General features: G+C 63.9%; 22 protein-coding genes. All 22 read left to right on the plus strand.

The features are described 5' to 3' along the window. Positions 1-101 precede the first annotated feature (101 nt). The 22 genes from parA to trbJ all read left to right on the plus strand — a co-directional run bounded on the left by parA (position 102) and on the right by trbJ (position 22,608). Positions 102-740: a ParA family partition ATPase gene (gene parA / locus LRS53_RS21655; protein WP_003107112.1), complete on the plus strand. Its 639-nt coding sequence runs from the start codon at positions 102-104 to the stop codon at positions 738-740. Beyond that, the gene (locus tag LRS53_RS21660; protein WP_003107114.1) at positions 737-1,009 is read left to right on the plus strand and encodes a hypothetical protein; all 273 of its coding nucleotides are present in this window, start codon (positions 737-739) and stop codon (positions 1,007-1,009) included. Before parA ends, LRS53_RS21660 begins: the two co-directional genes overlap by 4 nt. Next, a complete protein-coding gene (locus tag LRS53_RS21665) occupies positions 1,006-1,539 on the plus strand; it encodes a DUF2840 domain-containing protein (RefSeq protein WP_003107117.1) in 534 nt (177 codons plus the stop codon). Before LRS53_RS21660 ends, LRS53_RS21665 begins: the two co-directional genes overlap by 4 nt. Continuing rightward, complete coding sequence (locus LRS53_RS21670; RefSeq protein WP_003107118.1) at positions 1,536-2,123, plus strand: S26 family signal peptidase; 588 nt, start codon at positions 1,536-1,538, stop codon at positions 2,121-2,123. The genes LRS53_RS21665 and LRS53_RS21670 overlap by 4 nt, the downstream gene beginning before the upstream one ends. A gap of 448 nt (positions 2,124-2,571) precedes the next feature. Next, the gene (locus tag LRS53_RS21675; protein ID WP_003104027.1) at positions 2,572-4,554 is read left to right on the plus strand and encodes a relaxase/mobilization nuclease domain-containing protein; all 1,983 of its coding nucleotides are present in this window, start codon (positions 2,572-2,574) and stop codon (positions 4,552-4,554) included. A gap of 110 nt (positions 4,555-4,664) precedes the next feature. Then, the gene (locus LRS53_RS21680) at positions 4,665-5,063 is read left to right on the plus strand and encodes a BlaI/MecI/CopY family transcriptional regulator (RefSeq protein ID WP_003104024.1); all 399 of its coding nucleotides are present in this window, start codon (positions 4,665-4,667) and stop codon (positions 5,061-5,063) included. Next, positions 5,063-6,058: a M56 family metallopeptidase gene (locus LRS53_RS21685; protein WP_020750593.1), complete on the plus strand. Its 996-nt coding sequence runs from the start codon at positions 5,063-5,065 to the stop codon at positions 6,056-6,058. The genes LRS53_RS21680 and LRS53_RS21685 overlap by 1 nt, the downstream gene beginning before the upstream one ends. A 139-nt stretch (positions 6,059-6,197) precedes the next feature. Beyond that, a complete protein-coding gene (locus LRS53_RS21690; protein ID WP_010791843.1) occupies positions 6,198-7,445 on the plus strand; it encodes a TolC family protein in 1,248 nt (415 codons plus the stop codon). Continuing rightward, entirely contained in the window at positions 7,442-8,671 is a 1,230-nt protein-coding gene (locus LRS53_RS21695) for an efflux RND transporter periplasmic adaptor subunit (RefSeq protein WP_003104017.1), read from the plus strand. The genes LRS53_RS21690 and LRS53_RS21695 overlap by 4 nt, the downstream gene beginning before the upstream one ends. A 10-nt stretch (positions 8,672-8,681) precedes the next feature. After that, positions 8,682-11,825 carry an efflux RND transporter permease subunit gene (locus tag LRS53_RS21700; protein ID WP_010791842.1) on the plus strand — a complete coding sequence of 1,048 codons (3,144 nt, stop codon included), beginning with the start codon at positions 8,682-8,684 and terminating at the stop codon, positions 11,823-11,825. Between the two features lie 177 nt (positions 11,826-12,002). Then, positions 12,003-12,668, plus strand: a complete 666-nt coding sequence (locus LRS53_RS21705) for a HupE/UreJ family protein (protein WP_228291978.1) — start codon at positions 12,003-12,005, stop codon at positions 12,666-12,668. Between the two features lie 21 nt (positions 12,669-12,689). Then, positions 12,690-13,322 carry a hypothetical protein gene (locus LRS53_RS21710; RefSeq protein ID WP_010791840.1) on the plus strand — a complete coding sequence of 211 codons (633 nt, stop codon included), beginning with the start codon at positions 12,690-12,692 and terminating at the stop codon, positions 13,320-13,322. Positions 13,323-13,448: 126 nt separating this feature from the next. Continuing rightward, positions 13,449-13,712, plus strand: coding sequence for a hypothetical protein (locus LRS53_RS21715; RefSeq protein WP_010791839.1), 264 nt, complete (start codon positions 13,449-13,451; stop codon positions 13,710-13,712). A gap of 74 nt (positions 13,713-13,786) precedes the next feature. Further along, on the plus strand, positions 13,787-14,731 hold the full coding sequence (locus LRS53_RS21720; protein WP_010791838.1) for a LysR family transcriptional regulator: 945 nt from the start codon (positions 13,787-13,789) through the stop codon (positions 14,729-14,731). Then, positions 14,728-15,006 (plus strand): EexN family lipoprotein, encoded by a 279-nt coding sequence (locus LRS53_RS21725; RefSeq protein WP_010791837.1) that lies wholly within the window; start codon positions 14,728-14,730, stop codon positions 15,004-15,006. Before LRS53_RS21720 ends, LRS53_RS21725 begins: the two co-directional genes overlap by 4 nt. 236 nt (positions 15,007-15,242) lie before the next feature. Beyond that, positions 15,243-17,252, plus strand: coding sequence for a conjugal transfer protein TraG (locus tag LRS53_RS21730; RefSeq protein WP_003104002.1), 2,010 nt, complete (start codon positions 15,243-15,245; stop codon positions 17,250-17,252). After that, entirely contained in the window at positions 17,249-17,713 is a 465-nt protein-coding gene (locus LRS53_RS21735; RefSeq protein ID WP_003104000.1) for a ribbon-helix-helix protein, CopG family, read from the plus strand. Before LRS53_RS21730 ends, LRS53_RS21735 begins: the two co-directional genes overlap by 4 nt. Then, the gene (gene trbB, locus LRS53_RS21740) at positions 17,710-18,762 is read left to right on the plus strand and encodes a P-type conjugative transfer ATPase TrbB (protein ID WP_003103998.1); all 1,053 of its coding nucleotides are present in this window, start codon (positions 17,710-17,712) and stop codon (positions 18,760-18,762) included. Before LRS53_RS21735 ends, trbB begins: the two co-directional genes overlap by 4 nt. After that, positions 18,759-19,142 carry a TrbC/VirB2 family protein gene (locus LRS53_RS21745; RefSeq protein WP_003103996.1) on the plus strand — a complete coding sequence of 128 codons (384 nt, stop codon included), beginning with the start codon at positions 18,759-18,761 and terminating at the stop codon, positions 19,140-19,142. The genes trbB and LRS53_RS21745 overlap by 4 nt, the downstream gene beginning before the upstream one ends. Then, on the plus strand, positions 19,139-19,411 hold the full coding sequence (locus LRS53_RS21750; protein ID WP_003103993.1) for a VirB3 family type IV secretion system protein: 273 nt from the start codon (positions 19,139-19,141) through the stop codon (positions 19,409-19,411). Before LRS53_RS21745 ends, LRS53_RS21750 begins: the two co-directional genes overlap by 4 nt. Before the next feature lie 15 nt (positions 19,412-19,426). Next, positions 19,427-21,886 (plus strand): conjugal transfer protein TrbE, encoded by a 2,460-nt coding sequence (gene trbE / locus LRS53_RS21755; protein WP_010791836.1) that lies wholly within the window; start codon positions 19,427-19,429, stop codon positions 21,884-21,886. Beyond that, the gene (gene trbJ / locus LRS53_RS21760; protein ID WP_003103988.1) at positions 21,883-22,608 is read left to right on the plus strand and encodes a P-type conjugative transfer protein TrbJ; all 726 of its coding nucleotides are present in this window, start codon (positions 21,883-21,885) and stop codon (positions 22,606-22,608) included. Before trbE ends, trbJ begins: the two co-directional genes overlap by 4 nt. The last annotated feature ends 8 nt before the right edge of the window (positions 22,609-22,616 follow it).

Below are 22,616 nucleotides of genomic sequence, written 5' to 3' on the forward strand. Positions count from 1 at the left end.
TCTCTAACTTTTAGTAGGGAAACGCCGCTGCGGTGGACAACCACCACGCGGCCACAAGCGCAGCAGCAAAAGCCCGGCTCTCCAACACGGAGGGCCGCGTCATGATCGTCGCTCTGCTCAACCAGAAAGGCGGCGTGGGCAAGACCACGCTCGCCACGCATATCGCCGGCGAGCTTGCGATGCGCGGCCAGCACGTCGTCCTGCTGGACGCCGACCCGCAGGGTTCGTCGCTGGACTGGACACAGCGCAGAAGCCAGCAAGGCTTGCCAAGGCTTTTCAGCGCCGTGGGCCTCGCACGCGAAACGCTGCACCAAGAGGCGCCAGAACTCGCCAGGCGAACCGATCACGTCATCATCGACGGCCCGCCGCGCATCGCGGCACTGGCGCGCTCCGCGCTGCTGGCGGCCGAGCGCGTGCTGATCCCCGTGCAGCCCAGCCCCTACGACCTGTGGGCCAGCGCCGAGATGGTGGCGCTGATCCGCGAGGCCCAGGTGTTTCGGCCTGCGCTGCGCGCGGCCTTCGTCATCAATCGGCGCGTCAGTACCACCGTGATCGGGCGCGAAGCGCGCCAGGCGCTCGCCGACCAGCCGCTTCCTGCGCTGCGCGCGGAAGTGCATCAGCGCATCGTGTTCGCCGACAGCGTGGCCGCTGGCCGGCTTGCACGCGAGACGGCGCCGGACAGCGCCGCCGCCCGCGAAATCACCGCACTGGTGGACGAACTGCTGCGGTGGCCGACATGACAGCGAAGCCACCGATACGCGCAAAGCGCGTCGGCATCGGCGCGCGTCCGCCCGCGAATCCGCACGCCGAGGCGTGGATTCGCCAAGGCGACGCCGATGCGCTGGGCAAGGGCGACCTCTACACCGCTCGCCTGACCCTCGACATCACGCCCGCGCTGCGCGCGCGCATCAAGGTGTCGGCCTTCACGCAGGGCGTGACCGTGGCCGATCTGCTGCGCGGCCTGCTGGAGCGTGAGTTTCCCGAGCATCGCAGGGAGAACACACCATGACCGCATCCGCTTCGCCTGCCGCTGGCGCGGCTACGGCTGCGCTCGCAGCACCTTCCGGCCAGCCTGCCAGCGCGCCGTTGACGCGCGTGGCACTGGCCTACACCGAACCACGCTTCAAGCTCTACCTGCGCTTCGGCGAACCCGCGCGTACGCACCAGCTCGACCGCTGGCGGCGCTGCGCGGTGTTCCAGCCGGGCGCCATGTTCTGCCGCATCCGCTGGCAGGCCAACGACTACGGCACGATTCGCTGGCAGCTCATGGTGATGCAGGCTTGCACGCCGTTCGATGCGGCGCAGCGCATTCCCGGCGTGCAGCCGGGCGCACGCCTGCTGCTGCACGCCGAGGGCGAGAATCAGGTGCGCGCCGTGCTGGAGCGCATCGACGCCATCGAGGCGCTGGGCATCGCGCCTATCGGTGCCTCGCCCGTGTACTGGCGCACGCTCGCCAACCGGCTCGCTGCACGCCTGCCGCTGCCCGAATACACCGCCGAGCGGCACGCCGCATGGCTCATCGGGAGGGCGCTGCCATGAACGCCGTTTCGACTGTCGGCACCGCGCCGCGTCCTCGCTCGCGCCTGCGCGCTCGCATCGTGCTGGCGGGCCTGTCCGCCTGCGGCCTCGCTGCGCTGGCCTGGGCGTCCTTCGTGCATCCACTGCCGCGCCTGATCTACAACCCGTCCGACAGCGTGGCGGTCGGCTGGTATCGCGTCGATCCGCTGAGCAACGGCACCGGCTCGCTGCCACGTCCTTTGTCCGTGGGCAGCATCGTCCTGACCACGCTGCCGCCAGATGCCGCTGCGCTGGCCGCGCAGCGCGGCTACCTGCCGGCGCGCGTGCCGCTGCTCAAGCGTGTGGGCGCCGTCGCGCCGCAGGAAGTGTGCATCGCGGGCGGCATCGTCCGCATCGACGGCGTGCCTTCGGCCGCCGTGCTGCCTGCTGACCGCTGGGGCCGGCCGCTGCCATCCCGGCAGCAATGCCGTCGCCTCGAACCCGGCGAACTGTTCCTCTTGAGTGTGACCAACCCGGCGTCGTTCGACAGCCGGTATTTCGGGCCGGTCAGCACATCCGCCGTGATCGGCGTCGCGCATCCGGTCTGGCTGGAATCCCGCCCATGATGGCCGTCGATTCGCTGCACGCCGCCGTGCATCTCATCGTGCCATCGGGCGTGTCGTTCTGCTGTTCGTCGCCGTGTCGTCGCGCGTGCAGTGCGGGTGCATTCGCACCGCACTTCGCGCTGCCTTCGGCGCAGCCGTCCAACGTGCAGGCGTCTTGCCTCGAACGCGCCCGGCCTGCGGCCGTGTCCGCGTTCGCCGGCGCGCTGGCTGCTCGCGCAGCAGCGCCGCCGGGCCGCCGCTGCCCGGAGCGACAGCGAGGGGCAAAGGCGGAAGGCAAGACAAAAGGACGCGGCACCGGGCCGCGTCGAAAGCCTGTCTGCACATGGGGTTGGCGCGGCACGGAGCGGCTTCGCCGCCGTGCCGCTTGGGGCGCGAGGCCCACGCCAATGCAGGCATGTCCGCGTGCTTCGCACGACCGGACATGCCAGAGCTTGCAGGGGGCGCAGCCATGACCGACCGCCGCGACGATGATTTCCGCATCCGCCCCAGCGCCCCGAAGAACCAGGGCCAGGGCTTCGTCTCCAAGGTGCTCAAGCAGGCGGGCAAGGCCAGTAGCGGCAAGTCGTCGGTGCGTCGTCCTGGGGGAGCTGGCAAGGGCGCAGGAACCGGGCATCGGCCCGGCTCGCGTCTGGGGCGCGGCCACACGGCGGCGCGCTTCGCCGGGGCGAAGCTGACGCCCATGTCGCGGCGCGTGACCATCAAGACGCTGTTGGTCAATCAGCGCCAGGCCAGCCCGCAATCGCTCGCCAAGCACCTGCGCTACATCGAGCGCGATGGCGTGGGCCGCGATGGCGAGCCAGGCCAAGCCTACGGGCCGCAGACCGATGCCGCCGACCTCGACGCCTTCAAGGAACGCTGCGCCGACGACCGGCACCATTTCCGCTTCATCCTCTCGCCGGAGGACGGCGCCGAGTTGGAAGACCTGCGCACCTACACGCGGCACCTCATGGGCCGCATGGAGGCCGACCTGGGCACGGGCCTCGATTGGGTGGCCGTCAACCACTGGAACACCGACAACCCGCACACGCACATCGTCGTGCGCGGACGCGACGACACCGGCAAAGACCTCATCATCGCGGGCGACTACATCGCCGATGGTTTCCGCCATCGCGCCGCCGAACTGGCGACCGAATGGCTGGGGCCGCGCACCGAGCTGGAGATCCAGCAGACCTTGCAACGCGAGGTGGAACAAGAGCGATGGACGAGCTTGGATCGCACGCTCAAACGCGAGTTGGGCGACGATGGCTTGGTGCATGTCGAACGCCTCAACGAGCCGAGATTGCAACGCCAGCGCCTGCTGCTGATCGGCCGCCTGCAACGCTTGCAGCGCCTGGGCCTGGCCGACGAGATGCAGCCGGGCACCTGGGCCGTCCATACCGATGCCGAAAAGACGCTACGCGCCCTGGGCGAGCGTGGCGACATCATCCGCACCATGCAGCGGGCCATGCGCGGCGAGCCGCGCGAACTGGCGGTGTTCGACCCGGGCGACGATGGCCGAACCATCCTCGGCCGCGTGGCCGCGAAGGGGCTGGCCGACGAGCTGCGCGACCGGGGTTATCTGGTCATCGACGGGGTGGACGGCAAGGCCCACTATGTTGCGCTCAACGCCCGCGACGAACTGGCGAACTATCCGACCGGCGCCGTGGTGGAGGTGAAGGGATCGGCCGACGTGCGTGCGGCCGACCGCAACATCGCCGCGCTGGCGAGCGATGGCCTGTACCTCACCGACCACCACCTCGCCATCGCGCAGAGTCAGGCCGTGCCGGGCCGCGATCCGCAGGAAGTCGTCGCCGCCCATGTCCGCCGGCTCGAAGCCCTGCGCCGAGCCGGCATCGTGGAACGTGTCGCCGAAGGTCTATGGAAGGTGCCGGACAACCTGCCCGAGCAGGGCCGTCAGTACGACGCGCAACGCCTAGGCGGCGTGGCCGTGGAACTGAAATCGCACCTACCCATCGAGCGACAGGCCCGCGTGATCGGCGCCACGTGGCTCGACCAGCAGTTGATCGGCGGCGGCACCGGCCTGGGCGAACTGGGCTTTGGTGGCGAGGCCAAGCAGGCGATGCAGCAGCGCGCCGACTTCCTGGCCGAACAAGGGCTGGCCGAGCGACGCGGCCAGCGGGTGATCCTGGCGCGTAATCTGCTGGGCACGCTGCGCAATCGGGAGCTGGCGCAGGCCGCTAAGGACATCACCGCCGATACCGGCTTGGAGCATCGCCCGGTGGCCGACGGGCAGCGCGTGGCGGGTATCTACCGGCGTAGCGTCATGCTCGCCAGTGGGCGCTACGCGATGCTCGATGACGGCATGGGGTTCAGCCTTGTGCCGTGGAGGCCGGTGGTCGAGCAGCGGCTGGGCCAGCAGCTTGCCGCTACGGTGCGCGGCGGCGGCGTGTCCTGGGAGATAGGACGGCAACGTGGGCCTGCCGTCGGTTAACTTCCCGCGATAGCAGTGCCCGGCATGGGGGTTGCACAATAAACCGATTGACGGTCGGTTTTTCGTGGTGGATACTCTTGAGTTCGAGTCAAAGCTCGGAGCCGACAACATTGACCAACCACAGCGTACCAACACTTGGCGATCTCGAAATCGCCGTGCTCGAAGACATCTGGCGCTTCGGCCCGTCCGACACCAAGGCGGTGTACGCGCGCATTGGGAAGTCTCGCTCGATTTCCTTGAACACAGTGCAATCCACGCTGGAACGTCTGTTTCGCAAGGCCATGCTCCAGCGCGAAAAGATCAGCCATGCCTACGAATACTCGGCACGAGTATCTCGCCGGGAACTGATCCAGAAGCTGGTCGAGTCCACGGTGCGTCGTGTCGCAGGCCCGCAGCCGGATGCGTTGTTGAGTGCCTTTGTCGATCTTGCTGCAAGGGCGGATGATGACCAGCTCAAGAGGCTGGAGGAGTTGATTGCCCGTCGTCGCGCTGAATTGGATCAGCCGTAATGATGAGTTATGGCCCACTACTTCAGTTCGCATTGCTATCCGGCTTCGTGCTGGCAGTAACGCTTACCCTGCTGATTGGAACCTGCGAGCGCCCATTACGCCGTGCGCTGTCAGGAAAGAGCCCCTATCAGCGAGCAAGAGTGTCTTGGTGGATGCTGGTAACACCCGCATTGGCGGGTATTGCCTATACGGCCATGACTATCGCCATGCCGTCGATGTTTGATGATTCGGCCAGATTTGCCGCTGCCTGCTCTGCGCACGCTGACACGCTCCTGCACCTGTGCGTTTGGCACCCGAGCGGCAATGGGCAAAGTGCCTGGCTATGGGGAGCATTGGCATTGTTGGCGGGATACGCGGTTTGGCTGGCATTACGGGCCGTAGTGGGCCTTTGGCGTGCTCGTCGAACCCTTGCCTCGATGGTGCGCCTGAGCTGGCGTCCGGGGTATCCAGACAAACTTCGCGTGCTTGATGTCGATCAGCCTATGGCGCTGGCCTGTGGCGTCGGGAATGGCCACATCCTGCTTTCAACCTCGTTGATGCGGCGACTCGACCCAACGCAATTGCGCGTGGTGCTGGCGCACGAACAGGCTCATATCGCCAATCGAGATGTGCTGCATCGCCTGATCGCTGTCGTGTTGTCGAGCATCCAGTTGCCGGGCACTCGTCGCCGGCTGTTGCGCGATCTGGAACTCGCCTTGGAACAGCGTTGTGATTTCGCTGCTGCAAACGAAGTGGGATGCCCTGTCGCCGTAGCCGAAACCATCGTTGCAGTAGAAAAGATATTTCGGCAACACGCCAAGGAACAGATGCCGTTGGCTATGGCGTTCTTTTCCGATTTCGTCCCTGAGCGTGTCGAGGCGTTGCTGTCGTCCAAGCACACGTCTGTCTCATACCTGGGGCCGATGCTAGGCATTCTTGTTCTGGCGTTTTGCAGCCTATCTACCGGCTGGCTGCATTCCGTGACCGAATCTCTCATCACTGTGATGACGAGGTAAGTCCATATGCGCGCGTGCTGTGTTTTTTTGCCTGAAAAACCGATTGATGATCGGTTTATGACGATTCCACTAAGGCGTGTGCGAGCAGCCGTGACGCGGAATCGTTTGCTCGCCACCTGTCGTCGTCGTGAGGATTTTCATGAATTTGATCCGCTTAGTAGCCTTGGTGTTTGTCGGAGCCTGCGGTACATCCACCGCCCTGGCCGCCGAACCCCTGCGATTGGAGGAGGCTGTCTCCCGCGCACTGGCCGCCCACCCATCCATCGCCGCCGAAACGGCGCAGCTCCAGGCCGTTCGAGCGCGCACACAGCGCGAAGCCCTGCCACCGCCTTACACCATTGGCGGCGAGGTTGAGAACGTCGCTGGGAACGGCAACCTGCGAGGTATCCGCTCGGCCGAAACGACATTGCGCATCGGTCGGGTCATAGAACTCGGCGGCAAGCGCGAGGCTCGCCAAACGCTGGGACAAGCCGAGCTGAGAGAACAAGAGCACCAAGCCACCAAAACACGGATTGACTTGGCTAGTTCAACTACGGCCCGCTTCATTGAAGTGCTCGCCAGGCAACAGCGATTGACCTATGCCGAGGAACGCATCAAGCAAGCGGAGCGCACGCGGCAAGAGGTCGCCGCATGGGTCAAAGCCGCACGCAATCCTGATTCAGATTTGCAGGCCGCCGAAATTGCGGTCGCGGAGGCCCAACTGAATCGTGAGAGTGCTGAACACGAATTGGCAAGCGCCAAGATGACTTTGGCCGCGAGCTGGGGGGCAACGATCCCCGACTTCGGCGAGGTCGTCGGTGACCTCCAAACCTTGCCGACCGTGGCGCCATTCGAGACGCTGGCTGCCCGTTTGCCCATGACGCCGGAACTGTGGGCTTCGCGTTTGCAGGCCGACACCATCGGCGCCCGCCGCCGGCTCGCGGAGGCCGAAGCCAAACCCAACATCGACGTCAGCTTGGGCGTGCGGCGTTTGGAAGACTACAAGGATCACGGCGTAGTGATGTCGATCTCGGTGCCGCTGGGCAGCCCGACGCGCTCTGGATACGCGGTGTCCCAGGCCAATGCGGAGCTTGCTGCGCTTGAAGCGCGGCGTGACGCCGAGCGCTTCGAGCGCCACCAGGCGCTGTTCGACAAATATCAGGAACTCACGCACGCACGGACAGAGGCTGACTCGCTACGCGCACGAATGCTGCCTATGGCTGAAAGCGCTTTGGCAACGACTCGTCGCGGTTTCGAGCAGGGCCGATTCTCCTATTTGTCGTTGGCTCAAGCGCAGCGAACGCTATTCGATCTGCGCGCGCGCGCTGTGGAAGCCGCCACTCGCTATCACCTTCTGCTGGTCGAGGTGGAACGCCTCACCGCCACCGTTGAGGACACCGCACCATGATTCGCATTCTTTCCCTGTTGCTACTTTGTGTGTTTGCCGCTGCATGCAGCCCTGGCGGCGACAAGCCCAAAGAGGCGGCCAGCGCCCAAGCCAGCGGAAGCTATGAGCGCGGCCCAAACAATGGCCGGCTACTCCGCGATGGAGACTTCGCTTTGGAAGTCACCATCTACGAAACCAACGCCCCCCCACATTACAGGCTCTACGCCTATCGTGACGGCAAGCCAGTCGCCCCCGCTGATGTTGCCGCAACGATCAAGCTCTCCCGTTTGGATGGCGAGGTCAACCAATTCACGTTCAGGCCAGAAGGCAACTATCTGGTCGGCAGCGGTGAAGTGACCGAGCCGCATTCTTTCGATGTCGCCGTGTCCGCCGAACACGCCGGAAAGAGGTCCACTTGGTCTTATGAATCCTATGAGGGCCGCGTAAGCATTCCGGCTGGTATCGCCAAGGATGCCGGCATCAAAACCGAATCAGCGGGGCCGGCGGTCATCCGAGACGTTGTGCGGCTGATGGGAACCGTTGTTCTGGATGCCGACAGACACGCAGCGGTTCGCGCACGCTTTCCTGGCATCGTGCGATCAGTGAACGTGCAGCAGGGCGAACGAGTCCGCCGCGGCCAGACACTGGCCATCGTTGAGGGCAACGACAGCATGCGCACCTACCCGATTACCGCACCATTCGACGGCGTGGTACTCGCACGCAACACGAACGTCGGTGATGTGGCCGAAGCAGGTGCGCTGTTCGAGCTGGCTGACCCGTCCTACGTATGGATCGACCTGCGCGCCATCGGCACCGATGCCGAAGCCCTACAGCCAGGGCAGCCGGTACGAATCCGGTCAGCCACCGGGAAGACCGAAGCCAGCGGAAAGATCCAGCGATTGTTGCCGGTGGCTGGCAGCGGCCAGAGCGTCATTGCCCGCGTCAGCATCCCGAACCCGGAGGGGCGCTGGCGCCCCGGCATGACCGTGGCGGCCGAGGTCACAGTAGGCACGCGCAACGTACCGCTGGCGGTAAAAGAGTCCGGGTTGCAGCGATTCCGCGACTTCACCGTGGTTTTCGCACAGGTTGGCGAGACATACGAAGTCCGAATGCTCGAACTTGGCGAGCGTGATGGTGAATACGCCGAAGTGACTAGCGGACTCAAGCCCGGCACGAACTACGTGGCCGAGCAAAGTTTCCTGATACGCCAAGACATCGAAAAGTCTGGCGCAAGCCACGATCACTAAGGACGCGGACATGCTCGAACGTATCATTCGCGCGTCCATCGCGCATCGCTGGCTCGTGCTTCTATTGGTGCTCGCCCTGTCCGGGCTGGGCGTCTGGAACTACAGCCGCTTGCCGATCGACGCGATACCGGACATTACCAACGTCCAGGTACAGATCAATACCGAGGCACCAGGCTACTCGCCAATGGAGGCGGAGCAGCGCGTCACTTTCCCGGTTGAGACGGCGCTCGCTGGCCTCGCCCGGCTGGACTACACCCGCTCGATTTCCCGCTACGGCCTGTCGCAAGTCACTGCGGTCTTTGAGGACGGCACCGACATTTACTTTGCCCGCCAGCAGGTTGCCGAACGCTTGCAGCAGGCATCTTCGCAACTTCCGGCGGGCCTGAATCCTTCTCTCGGCCCGGTGGCAACCGGCCTGGGCGAGATATTCATGTACACCTTGGAACCCGAGAAGGGCTACGAGGAAATCTGGACGCCGACGGCGCTGCGCACATTGCAAGACTGGTCGGTGCGTCCGCAGCTCCGCAATCTGAAAGGCGTCACCGAGGTCAACACCATCGGCGGTTACGTGCGTCAGTTCCACATCACACCCGATCCGGTCAAGCTGCTGGCCTACGAGTTGACGATGAACGACGTGCTGAACGCCGTTGCGCGGAACAACGCCAACGTCGGTGCCGGCTACATCGAACGTCACGGCGAGCAGTACCTGATCCGCATCCCCGGACAGGTAGGCGACATCGAGCGACTGCGGAAAATTGTCGTGGCAACGCGCGATGGGCTGCCACTCCGAATATCCGACGTGGCGGAAGTTCTGGAGGGTAGCGAACTACGAACCGGCGCGGCCACGAAAGACGGCAAGGAGGTCGTGCTGGGAACGGCATTCATGCTGATTGGCGAGAACAGCCGAGCGGTTGCACAGCGCACGGTGGAAAAGCTCGCTGAAATCGACGCGACACTTCCCGAGGGAGTCCGAGCACACGCGGTTTATGACCGCACTCAACTCGTTGACCGCACCATCGCAACCGTGCAGAAGAATCTTCTGGAAGGCGCGTTGCTGGTGATTGCCGTGCTGTTCATGTTGCTAGGCAACCTGCGTGCAGCCCTGATAACCGCAGCGGTCATTCCGCTTGCCATGCTGCTGACGATCACCGGCATGGTGCAAAACCGAATCTCGGCCAACCTGATGAGCTTGGGCGCACTGGATTTCGGCCTGATTGTCGATGGTGCGGTCATCATCGTGGAGAACTGCTTGCGCAGGTTCAGCGAACGACAGCACCAGCTCGGTCGGCTGTTGACCCGCGATGAGCGTTTCTCGCTGGTTTCGAGCGCCAGTGCAGAGGTCATCAAGCCTGCCCTGTTCGGATTATTCATCATCACGGCGGTTTACCTTCCAATCTTCGCGTTGTCGGGTGTGGAAGGAAAGATGTTCCATCCGATGGCGCTTACCGTCGTGATCGCATTGACTGGTGCGATGGTGTTGTCCCTGACTTTCGTGCCCGCTGCGGTCGCGCTGTTTGTCACCGGCAAGGTTTCCGAGAAGGAAACCAAGGTGATGCGCGGCATCAGCCGCTTCTATGCGCCACTTCTCCAGAAGGCAATCAGGCTAAGGGTCGCCGTTGTCGCGGCGGCGTCAGTGTTGGTAGTGCTGTCTGGTTTGCTTGCGACGCGCCTGGGCACCGAGTTCATCCCCAATCTGGATGAAGGCGACATCGCCTTGCACGCGATGCGGATTCCCGGAACGAGTCTGACCCAGGCGATTGGCATGCAGCGCCAGTTGGAAGCGCGGATCAAGGAGTTTCCAGAGGTTGAGGAAGTCGTTGCCAAGATCGGTACTGCCGAGGTTGCGACTGATCCCATGCCTCCTTCGGTGGCTGACACCTTCATCATGCTCAAGGATCGCAGCGAATGGCCTGATCCGCGCAAACCGAGAGCCGTACTGCTTGCCGAACTGGAAAAGGCGGTGAACACCATTCCCGGCAACAACTACGAGTTCACTCAGCCCGTGCAGATGCGCATGAATGAGTTGATCGCGGGTGTCCGTGCCGAGGTGGCGATCAAGGTGTATGGCGATGACATGGAGCAACTGGCCCAACTAGGCTCCAAGATTGAAGCCGTGGCCGAGAGTATCGAGGGATCTGCCGACGTGGCACTCGAACAGATTACGGGCCTGCCGCTGATGACAATCACGCCGAACGTGGATGCACTGTCCCGGTACGGCCTGGCGATCGACGACATACAGCAGACGGTGGCAATCGCTCTTGGTGGTGCCGTCGCTGGCCAAGTGTTTGAGGGCGATCGCCGCTTCGATATTGTGGTTCGGCTGCCCGAAGCGCAGCGCCAAGACCCTAAAGCACTGGCGACACTGCCCATTCCCGTTCCGACCGGCGCTGCTGCCGCACCGGGCCAAGCCGCTTACGTGCCGCTCGGCCAGCTTGCGTCAATCGAAGTGGCTCCCGGCCCCAATCAGATCAGCCGCGAGAACGGTAAACGCCGGATCGTCATTACCAGCAATGTGCGCGGACGCGATCTAGGGTCGTTCGTGGAAGAGCTGCGTGAGCGCGTAAGCCGCGAAATCACACTGCCAGAGGGCTATTGGGTCAACTACGGGGGCACGTTCGAGCAACTCATTTCGGCGAGCCAACGGCTGTCCGTCGTCGTGCCGGCTGTACTGGTTCTGATCTTCGGCCTTCTGTTCATGGCCTTCGGCTCGGGCCGGGACGCCACGGTCGTCTTTAGCGGCGTACCATTGGCACTGACAGGCGGCATTGCCGCATTGTGGCTGCGCGATATTCCGCTTTCGATTTCGGCAGGGGTTGGATTCATCGCCCTATCCGGTGTGGCGGTGCTCAACGGCCTGGTGATGGTGAGCTTCATTCGCAAGCTGCACCACGAAGGCGCGCCGATTCACGATGCCATCGTGAACGGAGCGATGACGCGGCTACGCCCGGTGCTGATGACTGCGCTGGTTGCAAGCCTTGGTTTCGTACCGATGGCCGTCAACGTCGGAACGGGCGCGGAAGTGCAACGACCCCTCGCAACTGTCGTCATTGGCGGCATTGTTTCCTCGACGCTGCTGACGTTGCTAGTGCTGCCGGCCCTATATCGCCTCATTCATCGGGGGCGCAACGAAAGCCAGGACACCGCGCCGGCGTAAGCACGACGCCAATTTCAACAGTTCGCATGGTGCGGCAAACAGGAAAGGTGCTTGCCGCACCCGAACCGCAAGGGTTTTTAGGAGAGTAATTGAGGTATGAAATTCATGCGTGAAAGATCACTTGAAGTAATGCCGGATCACCATCGACCGACCTGGCAACGGACTTCTTTATTTCTTATGGCGACGATTATCCTGCTGTTCGCGTGCGCGAATCAGGCGCTCGCCCATGCCGTTGCGGAGGGCGATAAGGGCTACATCCAGGAAATATCCGGCGTCAACCTCATCCCTTTTATGTATCTAGGGGCGAAACATATGGCGACGGGATACGACCATATCCTGTTCCTGCTTGGCGTGATCTTCTTCCTGTACCGGATGAAGCATATCGCCCTGTATGTGACGCTATTTGCCATGGGCCACTCAACCACGATGCTGCTTGGCGTGTATTTCAACGTCGGGATAAACAGCTACATCATCGACGCGATCATCGGTCTTTCGGTGGTTTACAAGGCGCTCGACAACATCGGCGCATTTCAGCGATGGCTCGGCTTCCAGCCCAATACGAAAGTCGCAACAGTCGTATTCGGACTCTTTCACGGATTCGGTCTGTCAACCAAGATTATCGAATACAACATCTCGCCTGATGGCCTGATTCCAAACCTGTTGGCATTCAATGTCGGCGTTGAAATCGGGCAGTTGATCGCGCTCGGCACCATTCTGATTGCAATCAGCTACTGGCGCCGAACAGCAAGTTTCTGGCGCCATGCGTACACCGCCAACGTAGCGATGATGTGTGCCGGATTCATTCTGATCGGCTATCAGCTCACCGGCTATTTCGTTTCCTGAATCAAACACGGAGAAAAACCCATGTACAACGTATCCAAGCCAACCCTCGACGACCTTCCATCATCGAAACAACTGCTGCGCTCGACGCTTATTGCACTCGTCGCCGCCATCGCAATTTTGGTCGGCATCGTCCTTCCCTCCGAGTACGCGATCGACCCAACAGGGATTGGTCGCGTACTCGGCCTGAAGGAAATGGGGGAGATCAAGACGCAATTGGCCGAAGAAGCCGCTGCGGATGCCGCGAAGGATGCGGCCAAGCCCGCTGCCGCAACGGCAGGGAACGCAGGCACCGCCGCGCCTGCACAAGCACAGAACGCCGCGCAGGCGGAGAACGGCGCCGCTTGGCGCGATGAAATGCGCGTCGTACTCAAGCCCGGCCAAGGGGCGGAGGTGAAGTTGAGTATGAAGGCCGGCGAGCAGGTCGAGTTCAATTGGGTTGCCGAAGGGGGCGTTGTGAACTTCGATACCCACGGCGATGGTGGCGGCCAGTCCATCAGTTATGAAAAGGGTCGCGCGGTGCCCGCTAGCAATGGCGTTATCCAGGCGGCCTTTAGTGGAAATCACGGTTGGTTCTGGCGGAACCGTGGCGACGCTGACGTGACGGTGATTGTTCGCACTCGCGGTCAATACATGGAAATGAAGCGCGTCTTGTGATTGGCAAATTGGTTACGGGCACATGTCCCATGCACTCCGGCTTTCCTGCCATGCCAATTGCATGGCAGGAAGTCGAAGTTTCCCGCCCTGCCACGTAGGCCGGGCCTTACCCCAGGAGATATTGAAATGAACATTCGTCCGGTTTTGATTGCAGCTCTAGCTAGCGCCTCGCTCGCTTCGCCATTCGTGATGGCCCATACCGGCGGGCATGACGACGATGCGAAGGCCATACCGAAGACATGCGAGCAATTGGCAGATACGAAGCGGTATATCAGTGACGTGGCTTATCCCGAAGTAAAGAAGCTGAAAGAGCAGTGCGACGCCACGAAGAAGAAGCCAAACGTGGCGCAATCTTCTGCGGAACGCCGCCCGTCCAACGGCGGCAACTGATTGTTCAGGGCGTAGCCGCGACTCACAGGTCGCGGCTACCGCCTGCGATGCGCGCTCGTGGGAGCTATTCGTCTATGGAGTTAAGACATCTAAAATACTTTCTCGCCGTGGCGGAGGAGCTTCACTTCGCTAGAGCTGCGGAGAAGCTGCACATTGAACAATCTCCACTTTCTCGCGCCATTAAGGAGCTAGAGGAGGAACTGGGTGTTGTACTGTTTGCCCGTACCACACGCAGCACTCGACTAACACGTGCAGGTAAGTTATTTCTGGAGCATGCCCGCCGAGTATTTGCTGTTCTGCAACAAGCGCGCGACAGCGTAAAAGCAGCGGCCAATGGATTTCACGGTCAGTTGCGGGTGGCCTTATCGGACGGCATTACACCGTCGCGCCTTCCGGCAGTGCTCGCCTTATGCCGACAGGAAGAACCTGAAGTCGAGATTCGCTTCTCCGAAGTGCCGTTGTCGCAACAAATCAAGGGGCTACACGACGATCTTTATGACGTAGGATTCGCGCAATCAGACGAAGTGGGCGAAGGCATCGTCGCTATACCCGTCTGGAGCGATGCACTCATGGTCGCTGTACCTGCTCGACATCCTCTGCTAGCGCATAAGCGCATTCCGTTGGAGGAACTGCTCCGCTACCCTCTGGTTCTGTGCGATCCACAGGTTTGCGAAAGCCACGCGAAACACGTTGATCGGGTACTGCGCCGTGCGGACATGGAACCCCTGATCGCGGAGCGTGTGGCCTCCTGCGATTTGATGATGGCGCTTGTATCGGCCGGCTTCGCGCTTGGCCTTACGGGTGCAGCACACATTACAGCTAGCAGAGAACCGGGCGTGGTGGCTCGCCCCTTGGCATCACGTGTCCCACCCCTGACAACCTATCTGCTGCGCCCTATAGGCGAACCAGCGGAGGTTCTGGCTCGATTCATTGAGCGCGTACAGGCCATCGAATCTCTGGAATCTCCCAGGCCCATGCTGGGCCGCAATCTCGATCCCCCGGAGGAACCTGCGCCATGAAGAAGATCATCCTTTTCTTGCTGGTGGCGGTGTTGACCGCCTGCGGCCAGTCCGAAACGCCTCAGAAGGCCAACACATCGGAAGCGAATATCCCAACGATGGAGGAACTGGCAGCCAATCCCGAACGGTTGAAGGAACTACGCCAGCAGTGCAAGACGGATCGGCCCAAGCTGGGTGACGTGCTCTGCAACCGGGTGGCCGAGGCCACGCGCAAACGGTTCTATGGTGACGGCGAAACGCCCTACACGCGGCCGAAGGAATCGCCCAAGTTCTGATCGTTGGCAGTTCGCCGCATCGGTTTCAATTTTCTGTTCGACACGCCGCAATGCGCTATCGCTTGCGGCGTTTTTCTTTGGTTCGACGCCGCGCGAATTCTGTCTTTTTGCTCGACGTTTCTGCTCGAAACGGTCTTTGACCGGCACCGACCCGGCACCGATTCTGACGCTTGCGGCACGCCTTTGTGCCGCTTCTTCCATGAGGAATCAGCTCAGGAGAAATCGGAGGCCAGGTCATGCAAGGGACGAGCGTGCTGTTCGGTCAGATCGCCGTGGTATTTGGCATCGTGATCGCCGGAGTGTGGGGCGCCACACAATGGACAGCAGCAGCCCTTGGCTACCAGCTACGCCTTGGCTCGCCCTGGTTCGATCTTCTCGGCACGCCGATCTACCACCCATGGCGCCTGTTCGAGTGGTGGTTCTTCTTCGACGCCTACGCGCCGCGCGTGTTCGACACCGGCGGCGCCATCGCGGGCGGCAGCGGCCTGCTGGCGGTGGTGGTCGCCATCGGCATGTCGATCTGGCGCTCGCGGCAGTCGCGCCTGGTCACGACCTACGGCTCGGCCCGTTGGGCGAACGCGGATGACATTCGCAAAGCGGGCCTCACGCTGCCGGCCGGCGTGTTCCTGGGCCAGCACGACCGCCAGTACCTTCGCCACGAAGGCCCGGAACACGTCCTGACCTTTGCGCCTACGCGATCGGGCAAGGGTGTCGGCCTCGTGGTGCCGACACTGCTTTCCTGGCCTGCATCCGCCGTCGTCCACGACATCAAAGGCGAGAACTGGCAGATCACCGCCGGCTGGCGCTCGCGCTTCTCTCATTGCCTGCTGTTCAACCCCACGGATGCGAAGTCGGCGGCCTACAACCCGCTGCTGGAGGTGCGGCGCGGCGCGCATGAGGTGCGCGACGTTCAGAACATCGCGGACATTCTGGTCGATCCCGAAGGCGCGCTGGAGCGCAGGAACCATTGGGAGAAAACCAGCCACGCGCTGTTGGTCGGTGCGATCTTGCATGTGCTCTACGCCGGCGAGGACAAGACGCTGCGCGGCGTCGCCAACTTCCTGTCCGACCCGGCCAGCCCGTTCGAGCTGACCTTGCACCGGATGATGACCACGCCGCACCTGGGCGATGGGCCGCATCCGGTCGTCGCCTCTGCGGCGCGCGAAGTGCTCAACAAATCGGACAACGAGCGTTCTGGCGTGTTGAGCACCGCCATGTCGTTCCTCGGTCTGTACCGCGACCCGACGGTGGCCGAAGTCACCTCGCGCTGCGATTGGCGCATCGCCGACCTGATCGCTGCCGAGCATCCGGTGTCGCTGTACCTGGTGGTGCCGCCTTCGGACATTTCGCGGACGAAGCCGCTCATTCGCCTGATCCTCAACCAGATCGGCCGGCGCCTCACCGAATCGCTCGACGGCTCCGACGGCATCGAGCGCCGCCACAAGCTGCTGTTGATGCTCGATGAGTTCCCGGCGCTGGGGCGCCTGGACTTCTTCGAGACGGCGCTGGCCTTCATGGCCGGCTATGGCATCCGCAGCTTCCTCATTGCGCAGTCGCTCAATCAGATCGACAAGGCGTATGGGCAAAACCACTCCATCCTCGACAACTGCCATGTGCGCGTGACGTTCGCCACGAACGACGAACGCACCGCCAAGCGCATCTCCGAGACGCTGGGTACGGCCACCGAGCTGCGCGCCCAGCGCAACTATGCGGGCCACCGGCTGGCGCCGTGGCTCGGGCATCTCATGGTGTCGCGCCAGGAAACGGCCCGACCGCTCCTCACGCCCGGCGAGGTGATGCAGCTTCCGCCCGACGAGGCCGTGGTGATGGTGTCCAGCGTGGCGCCGATCAAGGCGAAGAAACTGCGCTACTACGCGGACGCCAATTTCAAGCGTCGCGTGCTGCCACCGCCCACGCTGGCGAACCAGCAGTACGCCGACGCGCCGCCGTCGCGGCCCGACGACTGGAGCGGGCTGGCGATTCCGTCCGTGCCCGCTGCACCTGCCACGGCATCCGCCGATGGCCTGGAGAACTCGGCTTCGGCCGACGACGGCGGCCCGCGCCGTCAGCCCGAACTCTCCGAAACCGTCGCCTACGACCCCGAGCTGGCCGCGCCCGCGGCCGACCTTGGGCTACTCGATGACGACGACGATTTGCCGCTTCCCCTTCCTCGCCAGCTCGATCCAGCCATGCAGCGCACGGCCCGGCTGGCTTCCCTCGACCCCAACGACGGAATCGAGCTATGAGCCACTACCGCCTCAACTTGTTCATCCAGCCGGAGCACGCCAAGCGCCTGGACGAGCTGGCCGCCAAGAAAGGCGTGTCCAAGTCGTCCATTGTCGCGGCGGCGCTCGCATCGTGGCTGTCGCCCGACGCTGCCGACCAGCGCGAGGCGGCCATTGCCAAGCGGCTGGATCGCCTCTCGCGCCAGGCCGAGCGAATGGAGCGCGACCAGAACATCGCCATCGAAACGCTGGCGCTGTTCATCCGCTACTACCTGACCGTGAGCACGCCGGTTCCCGAGGCGCACCAAGACGCGGCACGCGCGCAGGGCAAAGCGCGCTTCGAGCAGTTCACCGAGAAGCTTGGCCGCCACCTGCTGCGGGGCCGCAGCTTGGTGCGCGACGTGGTGGAGGAACTGCATCCCGATCCGATGCGGATGGAGGACGCGGCGGCAGCCGCCCAAGCGCGGGAGCGTGCGTCATGAGCGCCGTTCCCCAATCCATAACCGCCACGTCGCTCGACCGCCGCATCCAGATGCTGCGCACGGCGATGGGGCCGCTGATCGCCGCCGCGCTCGAAGACCCGGACGTGGTGGAGGTGATGCTGAATCCCGATCGCACCCTTTGGGTGGATCGGCTTTCCAGTGGGCGCGCGCCGATGGGCGTGGAACTGCCCGAGGCGGACGGCGAGCGAATCATCCGCCTCGTGGCCGCCCACGTTGGCGCGGAAGTGCATCGCGGCCAGCCGCTGTTGTCCGCCGAGTTGCCCGAAACGGGCGAACGCTTCGAGGGCATCTTGCCGCCGGCAGCGCCGGGGCCGGTCTTCGCGCTGCGCAAGCGCGCCATCGGCGTGATTCCGCTGGAGCGGTACGTCATCGACGGGATGATGACCAGCGCGCAAGCGGGCTTTCTCGTTCGCGCCGTGCGCGAGCGGCAGAACGTGCTGATCGCCGGCGCCACCAGCAGCGGCAAGACCACGCTCGCCAATGCTTTGCTCGCCGAAATCGCCGCCACCGGCGACCGCGTGCTGGTGCTCGAAGACACGGTGGAGCTGCAATGCGCGGCCCGCGACCACGTTCCCCTGCGTACCCGCGCAGGCGTGGTGTCGATGACCGAGCTGGTTCGCTCGTCCATGCGCCTGCGGCCTGATCGCGTCGTCGTTGGCGAAGTGCGCGGCGCCGAGGCACTGGATCTCATCAAGGTGTGGGGCACAGGCCATCCGGGCGGAATCGCCACGATCCATGCCGGCTCCGCGCTCGGCGCGCTGCAGCGCCTGGAGCAACTGATTCTCGAAGTGGCGGTGAATCCGCCCCGTGCGCTGATCGCCGAAGCGGTCAACGTGGTGATCCACATCGCCGGGCGCGGGCGCAAGCGCCGCATCGAGAGCATCGCTCGCGTCGTCGGCTTCGACGGCGTGGGCTACCAACTGGCGGACGCGCTGGAAACGCCGTTTCCCGAGCTGCCGCCACTTCCCGATGCCGCACCCGCTGCGGCGACTTCCCCATCCCCTGACTCACTTGGAGAACTGCCATGACGCAGATGACCATTCCTGCTTTCCGTTTTTCTGCAAATCCGGCTTTGCGTCTTGCGCGGCTGCGCTGCCTGGCCCGCCCTGCGGGGCAAGGGCTGCTGCTGGCCGCGCTGCTGCTGTTCCTGGCCGGAACCGCACAGGCCGCCGGTTCCTCGATGCCGTGGGAAGGCCCGCTGCAATCCATCCTCGAATCCATCCAGGGGCCGGTGGCGCGAATCGTCGCGGTCATCATCATCATCGCCACGGGCCTCGCGCTGGCTTTCGGCGACACATCCGGCGGATTCCGCAAGCTGATCCAGATTGTCTTCGGTCTATCCATCGCCTTCGCCGCTTCGAGCTTCTTCCTGTCGTTCTTCAGCTTCTCCGGCGGGGCGGTCGTATGAGTGCCCCAGACACCTTCGCGGACGGTTTCGAGGTGCCGCTGCATCGCTCGCTGACCGAGCCGATTCTGCTGGGCGGTGCGCCGCGCACCGTGGCGATCGCCAACGGCACGCTGGCCGCCGCTGTCGGGCTGGGCCTGCAACTGTGGATTCCCGGCGTGGTGCTCTGGATCGTCGGCCATTCTTTGGCGGTGTGGGGTGCGCGCGTCGATCCGCAGTTCATGCAAGTCTTCGCCCGGCACATCAAGCATCGCCCGCTGCTGGACGTGTGAGGGGAGGACGCCGCGATGCTGAACCTCGCCGAATACCGCCAGCGCCCGGCCTTACTTGCCGACTGGCTGCCCTGGGCCGGGCTGGTCGCGCCGGGCGTCGTCTTGAACAAGGACGGCAGTTTCCAGCGCACGGCCCGGTTTCGCGGGCCTGACCTCGACAGCGCGACGCAAGGCGAGCTGATCGCCACATCGGCGCGGTTGAACAACGCGCTGCGCCGTATGGGATCGGGCTGGGCGCTGTTCATTGAAGCCGAGCGCCGTCCCGCTGCCGACCATCCGCACTCGGAGTTTCCTGAGCCGCTGTCGTGGCTGGTGGACGAGGAACGCCGCGCCACCTTCGAGGACTCTGGCAATCACTTCGAGAGTGGCTATCACCTGACGCTGGTGTACCTGCCGCCCGAGGAATCGCGCGCCCGCGCGGCGGGGATGCTGTACGAGAACCGGCCCACCGATGGCGTGGACTGGCGCGAGCGCCTGACGGCCTTCGTGGCGGAAACAGATCGCGTGTTCGACCTGCTCGATGGCGTGATGCCGGAAATCGCCTGGCTCGATGACAGCCAGACGCTGAGCTACCTGCACGCCACCATCTCGACGCGGCGCTACCGCGTCGGCGTGCCCGAAGTGCCGTTCCACATCGACGCGCTGCTGACCGACTCCGCGCTGGTCGGTGGCCTGGCACCCATGCTGGGCGACCAGCACCTGCGCGTGGTGTCGGTGCGGGGCTTTCCGACCTCGACCTGGCCGGGGATTCTGGACGACCTCAACCGCCTCGGTTTTGCCTACCGCTGGAGTACGCGCTTCCTCTGCCTGGACAAAGCCGAGGCGGAAAAAGAACTTTCCCGTCTGCGCCGCCAGTGGTTCGCCAAGCGCAAGAACGTCATCGCGCTGCTGCGCGAAACGATCTTCCAGCAGGAAAGCCCGCTGGTCGATACCGACGCCAACAACAAGGCCGCCGACGCGGACGCCGCCCTGCAGGAGCTGGGAAGCGATCAAGTCGCCTTCGGCTATCTGACGGCGACCGTCACCGTCATGGACGAGGACGCCGCCGTCGCAGACGAGAAGCTGCGCATGGTGGAGCGCGTCATCCAGGGGCGGGGCTTCGTGACTATCCCCGAAACGCTCAACGCCGTGGATGCGTGGCTGTCGTCCATTCCGGGCAACGCCTACGCCAACGTGCGCCAGCCCATCGTCTCGACACTGAACCTGGCTCACATGATGCCGGTGTCGGCGGTATGGGCCGGGCCGGAGAAGAACGACCACCTCGACGGCCCGCCGCTGATCGTCACGCGCACCGATGGCGCCACGCCGTTCCGGCTGGTGACGCACATCGGCGACGTGGGCCACACGCTGGTCGCGGGGCCGACTGGCATGGGCAAGTCGGTTCTGCTCGCCACGCTGGCAATGCAGTTCCGCCGCTATCGCGGCTCGCGCATCTTCGCGTTCGACATGGGCCGCTCCATGCGAGCCACGATCCTCGGGCTGGACGGCGAGCACTACGACCTGGGCACGGATGGCGAAATCGCCTTCCAGCCACTCGCGCGCATCGACCGTGAGGGCTACCGCACCTGGGCCGCCGAATGGATCGAAGGCCGCTTGCTGCACGAAGGCGTGGCGGTTGGCCCCGACGAGAAAGCGGCCATCTGGTCGGCGCTCGGCAGCCTCGCCGGTGCGCCGGTGGAGCAGCGCACGATGACGGGGCTTTCCGTGCTGCTGCAATCGAACGCGCTGCGCCAAGCGCTCGCGCCCTATGTGCTGGGCGGCGCGCACGGCAAGCTGCTGGACGCCGATCACGACCGGCTCGGCATGGCCGACGTGCAGTGCTTCGAGATGGAGGAGCTGATGCACAGCAAGGCCGCCGTCATGGCCGTGCTGCATTACCTCTTTGCGCGTTTCGATGAACGCTTCGACGGCGCGCCCACGCTGCTGATCCTCGATGAAGCGTGGCTATTCCTCGATGACCCGGTGTTTGCCGAGCGTATCCGCCAGTGGCTCAAGACGCTGCGCAAGAAGAACGTCAGCGTCATCTTCGCCACGCAGAGCCTCGCCGACATCAAGGATTCGAGCATCGCGCCCGCGATCATCGAGAGCTGCGCGAGTCGGATTTTCCTGCCCAACCCGCAGGCCACCGAGCCGCAGATTCGCACGATCTACGAGGGCTTCGGCCTCAACAGGCGGCAGATCGAAATCGTCGCCACCGCGCAGCCCAAGCGCGACTACTACTACCAATCCCGTCTCGGCAACCGCCTGTTCGACCTCGACCTGGGGCCGGCGGCGCTGGCCTTCGCGGGCGCGTCCACGCCGCAAGACCAGCGCGACATAGACCGCCTGCTGCTGGACGCCGGCGCACCCGGCTTCGCGGGCGCTTGGCTGCGCCATCGCGGCCTCGATTGGGCGGCCGACCTGCTGCCCTCGTTCCCCGGCCTGGCGCCGGGTTCCCTCCGTACCACCGACCACCCACAGGAGAGCCTGTCATGAAGAAGCGCCTTATCGCCGCCGCCGTCGCGGCCATGCTTTGCACCGCCACCGCTCATGCGCAATGGGTCGTGGTCGATCCCACGAACCTCGTGCAGAACACGCTGACCGCGATCCGCACGCTGGAGCAGATCAACAACCAGATCCAGCAGCTCCAGAACGAAGCACAGATGTTGATGAACCAGGCGCGCAACCTCGCCAGCCTGCCGTCCAGCGTGGTCGGCCAGTTGCGCGCCAATCTGGCAACGACCGAGCGGCTGATCGCCCAGGCCCGAGGCTTGGCCTATGACGTGACGAATCTGGATCGGGAGTTCGCACGCCTGTATCCCGAGCAGTACGCCGCCACCGTCAGCGGCGACCAGATGTACCGCGACGCACAGGAGCGTTGGCGGAACACGCTCAACGGCTTGCAGACCACGATGCAGATGCAAGCTCAGGTGTCGCAGAACCTGGGTGAAGACGAGAGCGTGCTGGCCGATCTCGTTGGCAAGAGCCAGTCGGCCGAAGGTGCGTTGCAGGCGATGCAGGCCATGAATCAGTTGCTGGCCTTGCAGGCCAAGCAGTCGATCCAGTCGCAGCGGCTCCAGATCACGCAAGACCGGGCGGCGTCGCTGGAGCTGGCGCGGCAGGCGGCGGCCACGGAGCGCGCCCGCGAAGTGCGGCGGCGCTTCCTGGGCGAAGGGACGCCGTACACGCCGCAGTCCGTGAACTTCTACGGCAACTGACGGGAGGC

The organism is Pseudomonas sp. PLB05, assembly GCF_021106615.1.
GTDB lineage: Bacteria > Pseudomonadota > Gammaproteobacteria > Pseudomonadales > Pseudomonadaceae > Chryseomonas > Chryseomonas benzopyrenica.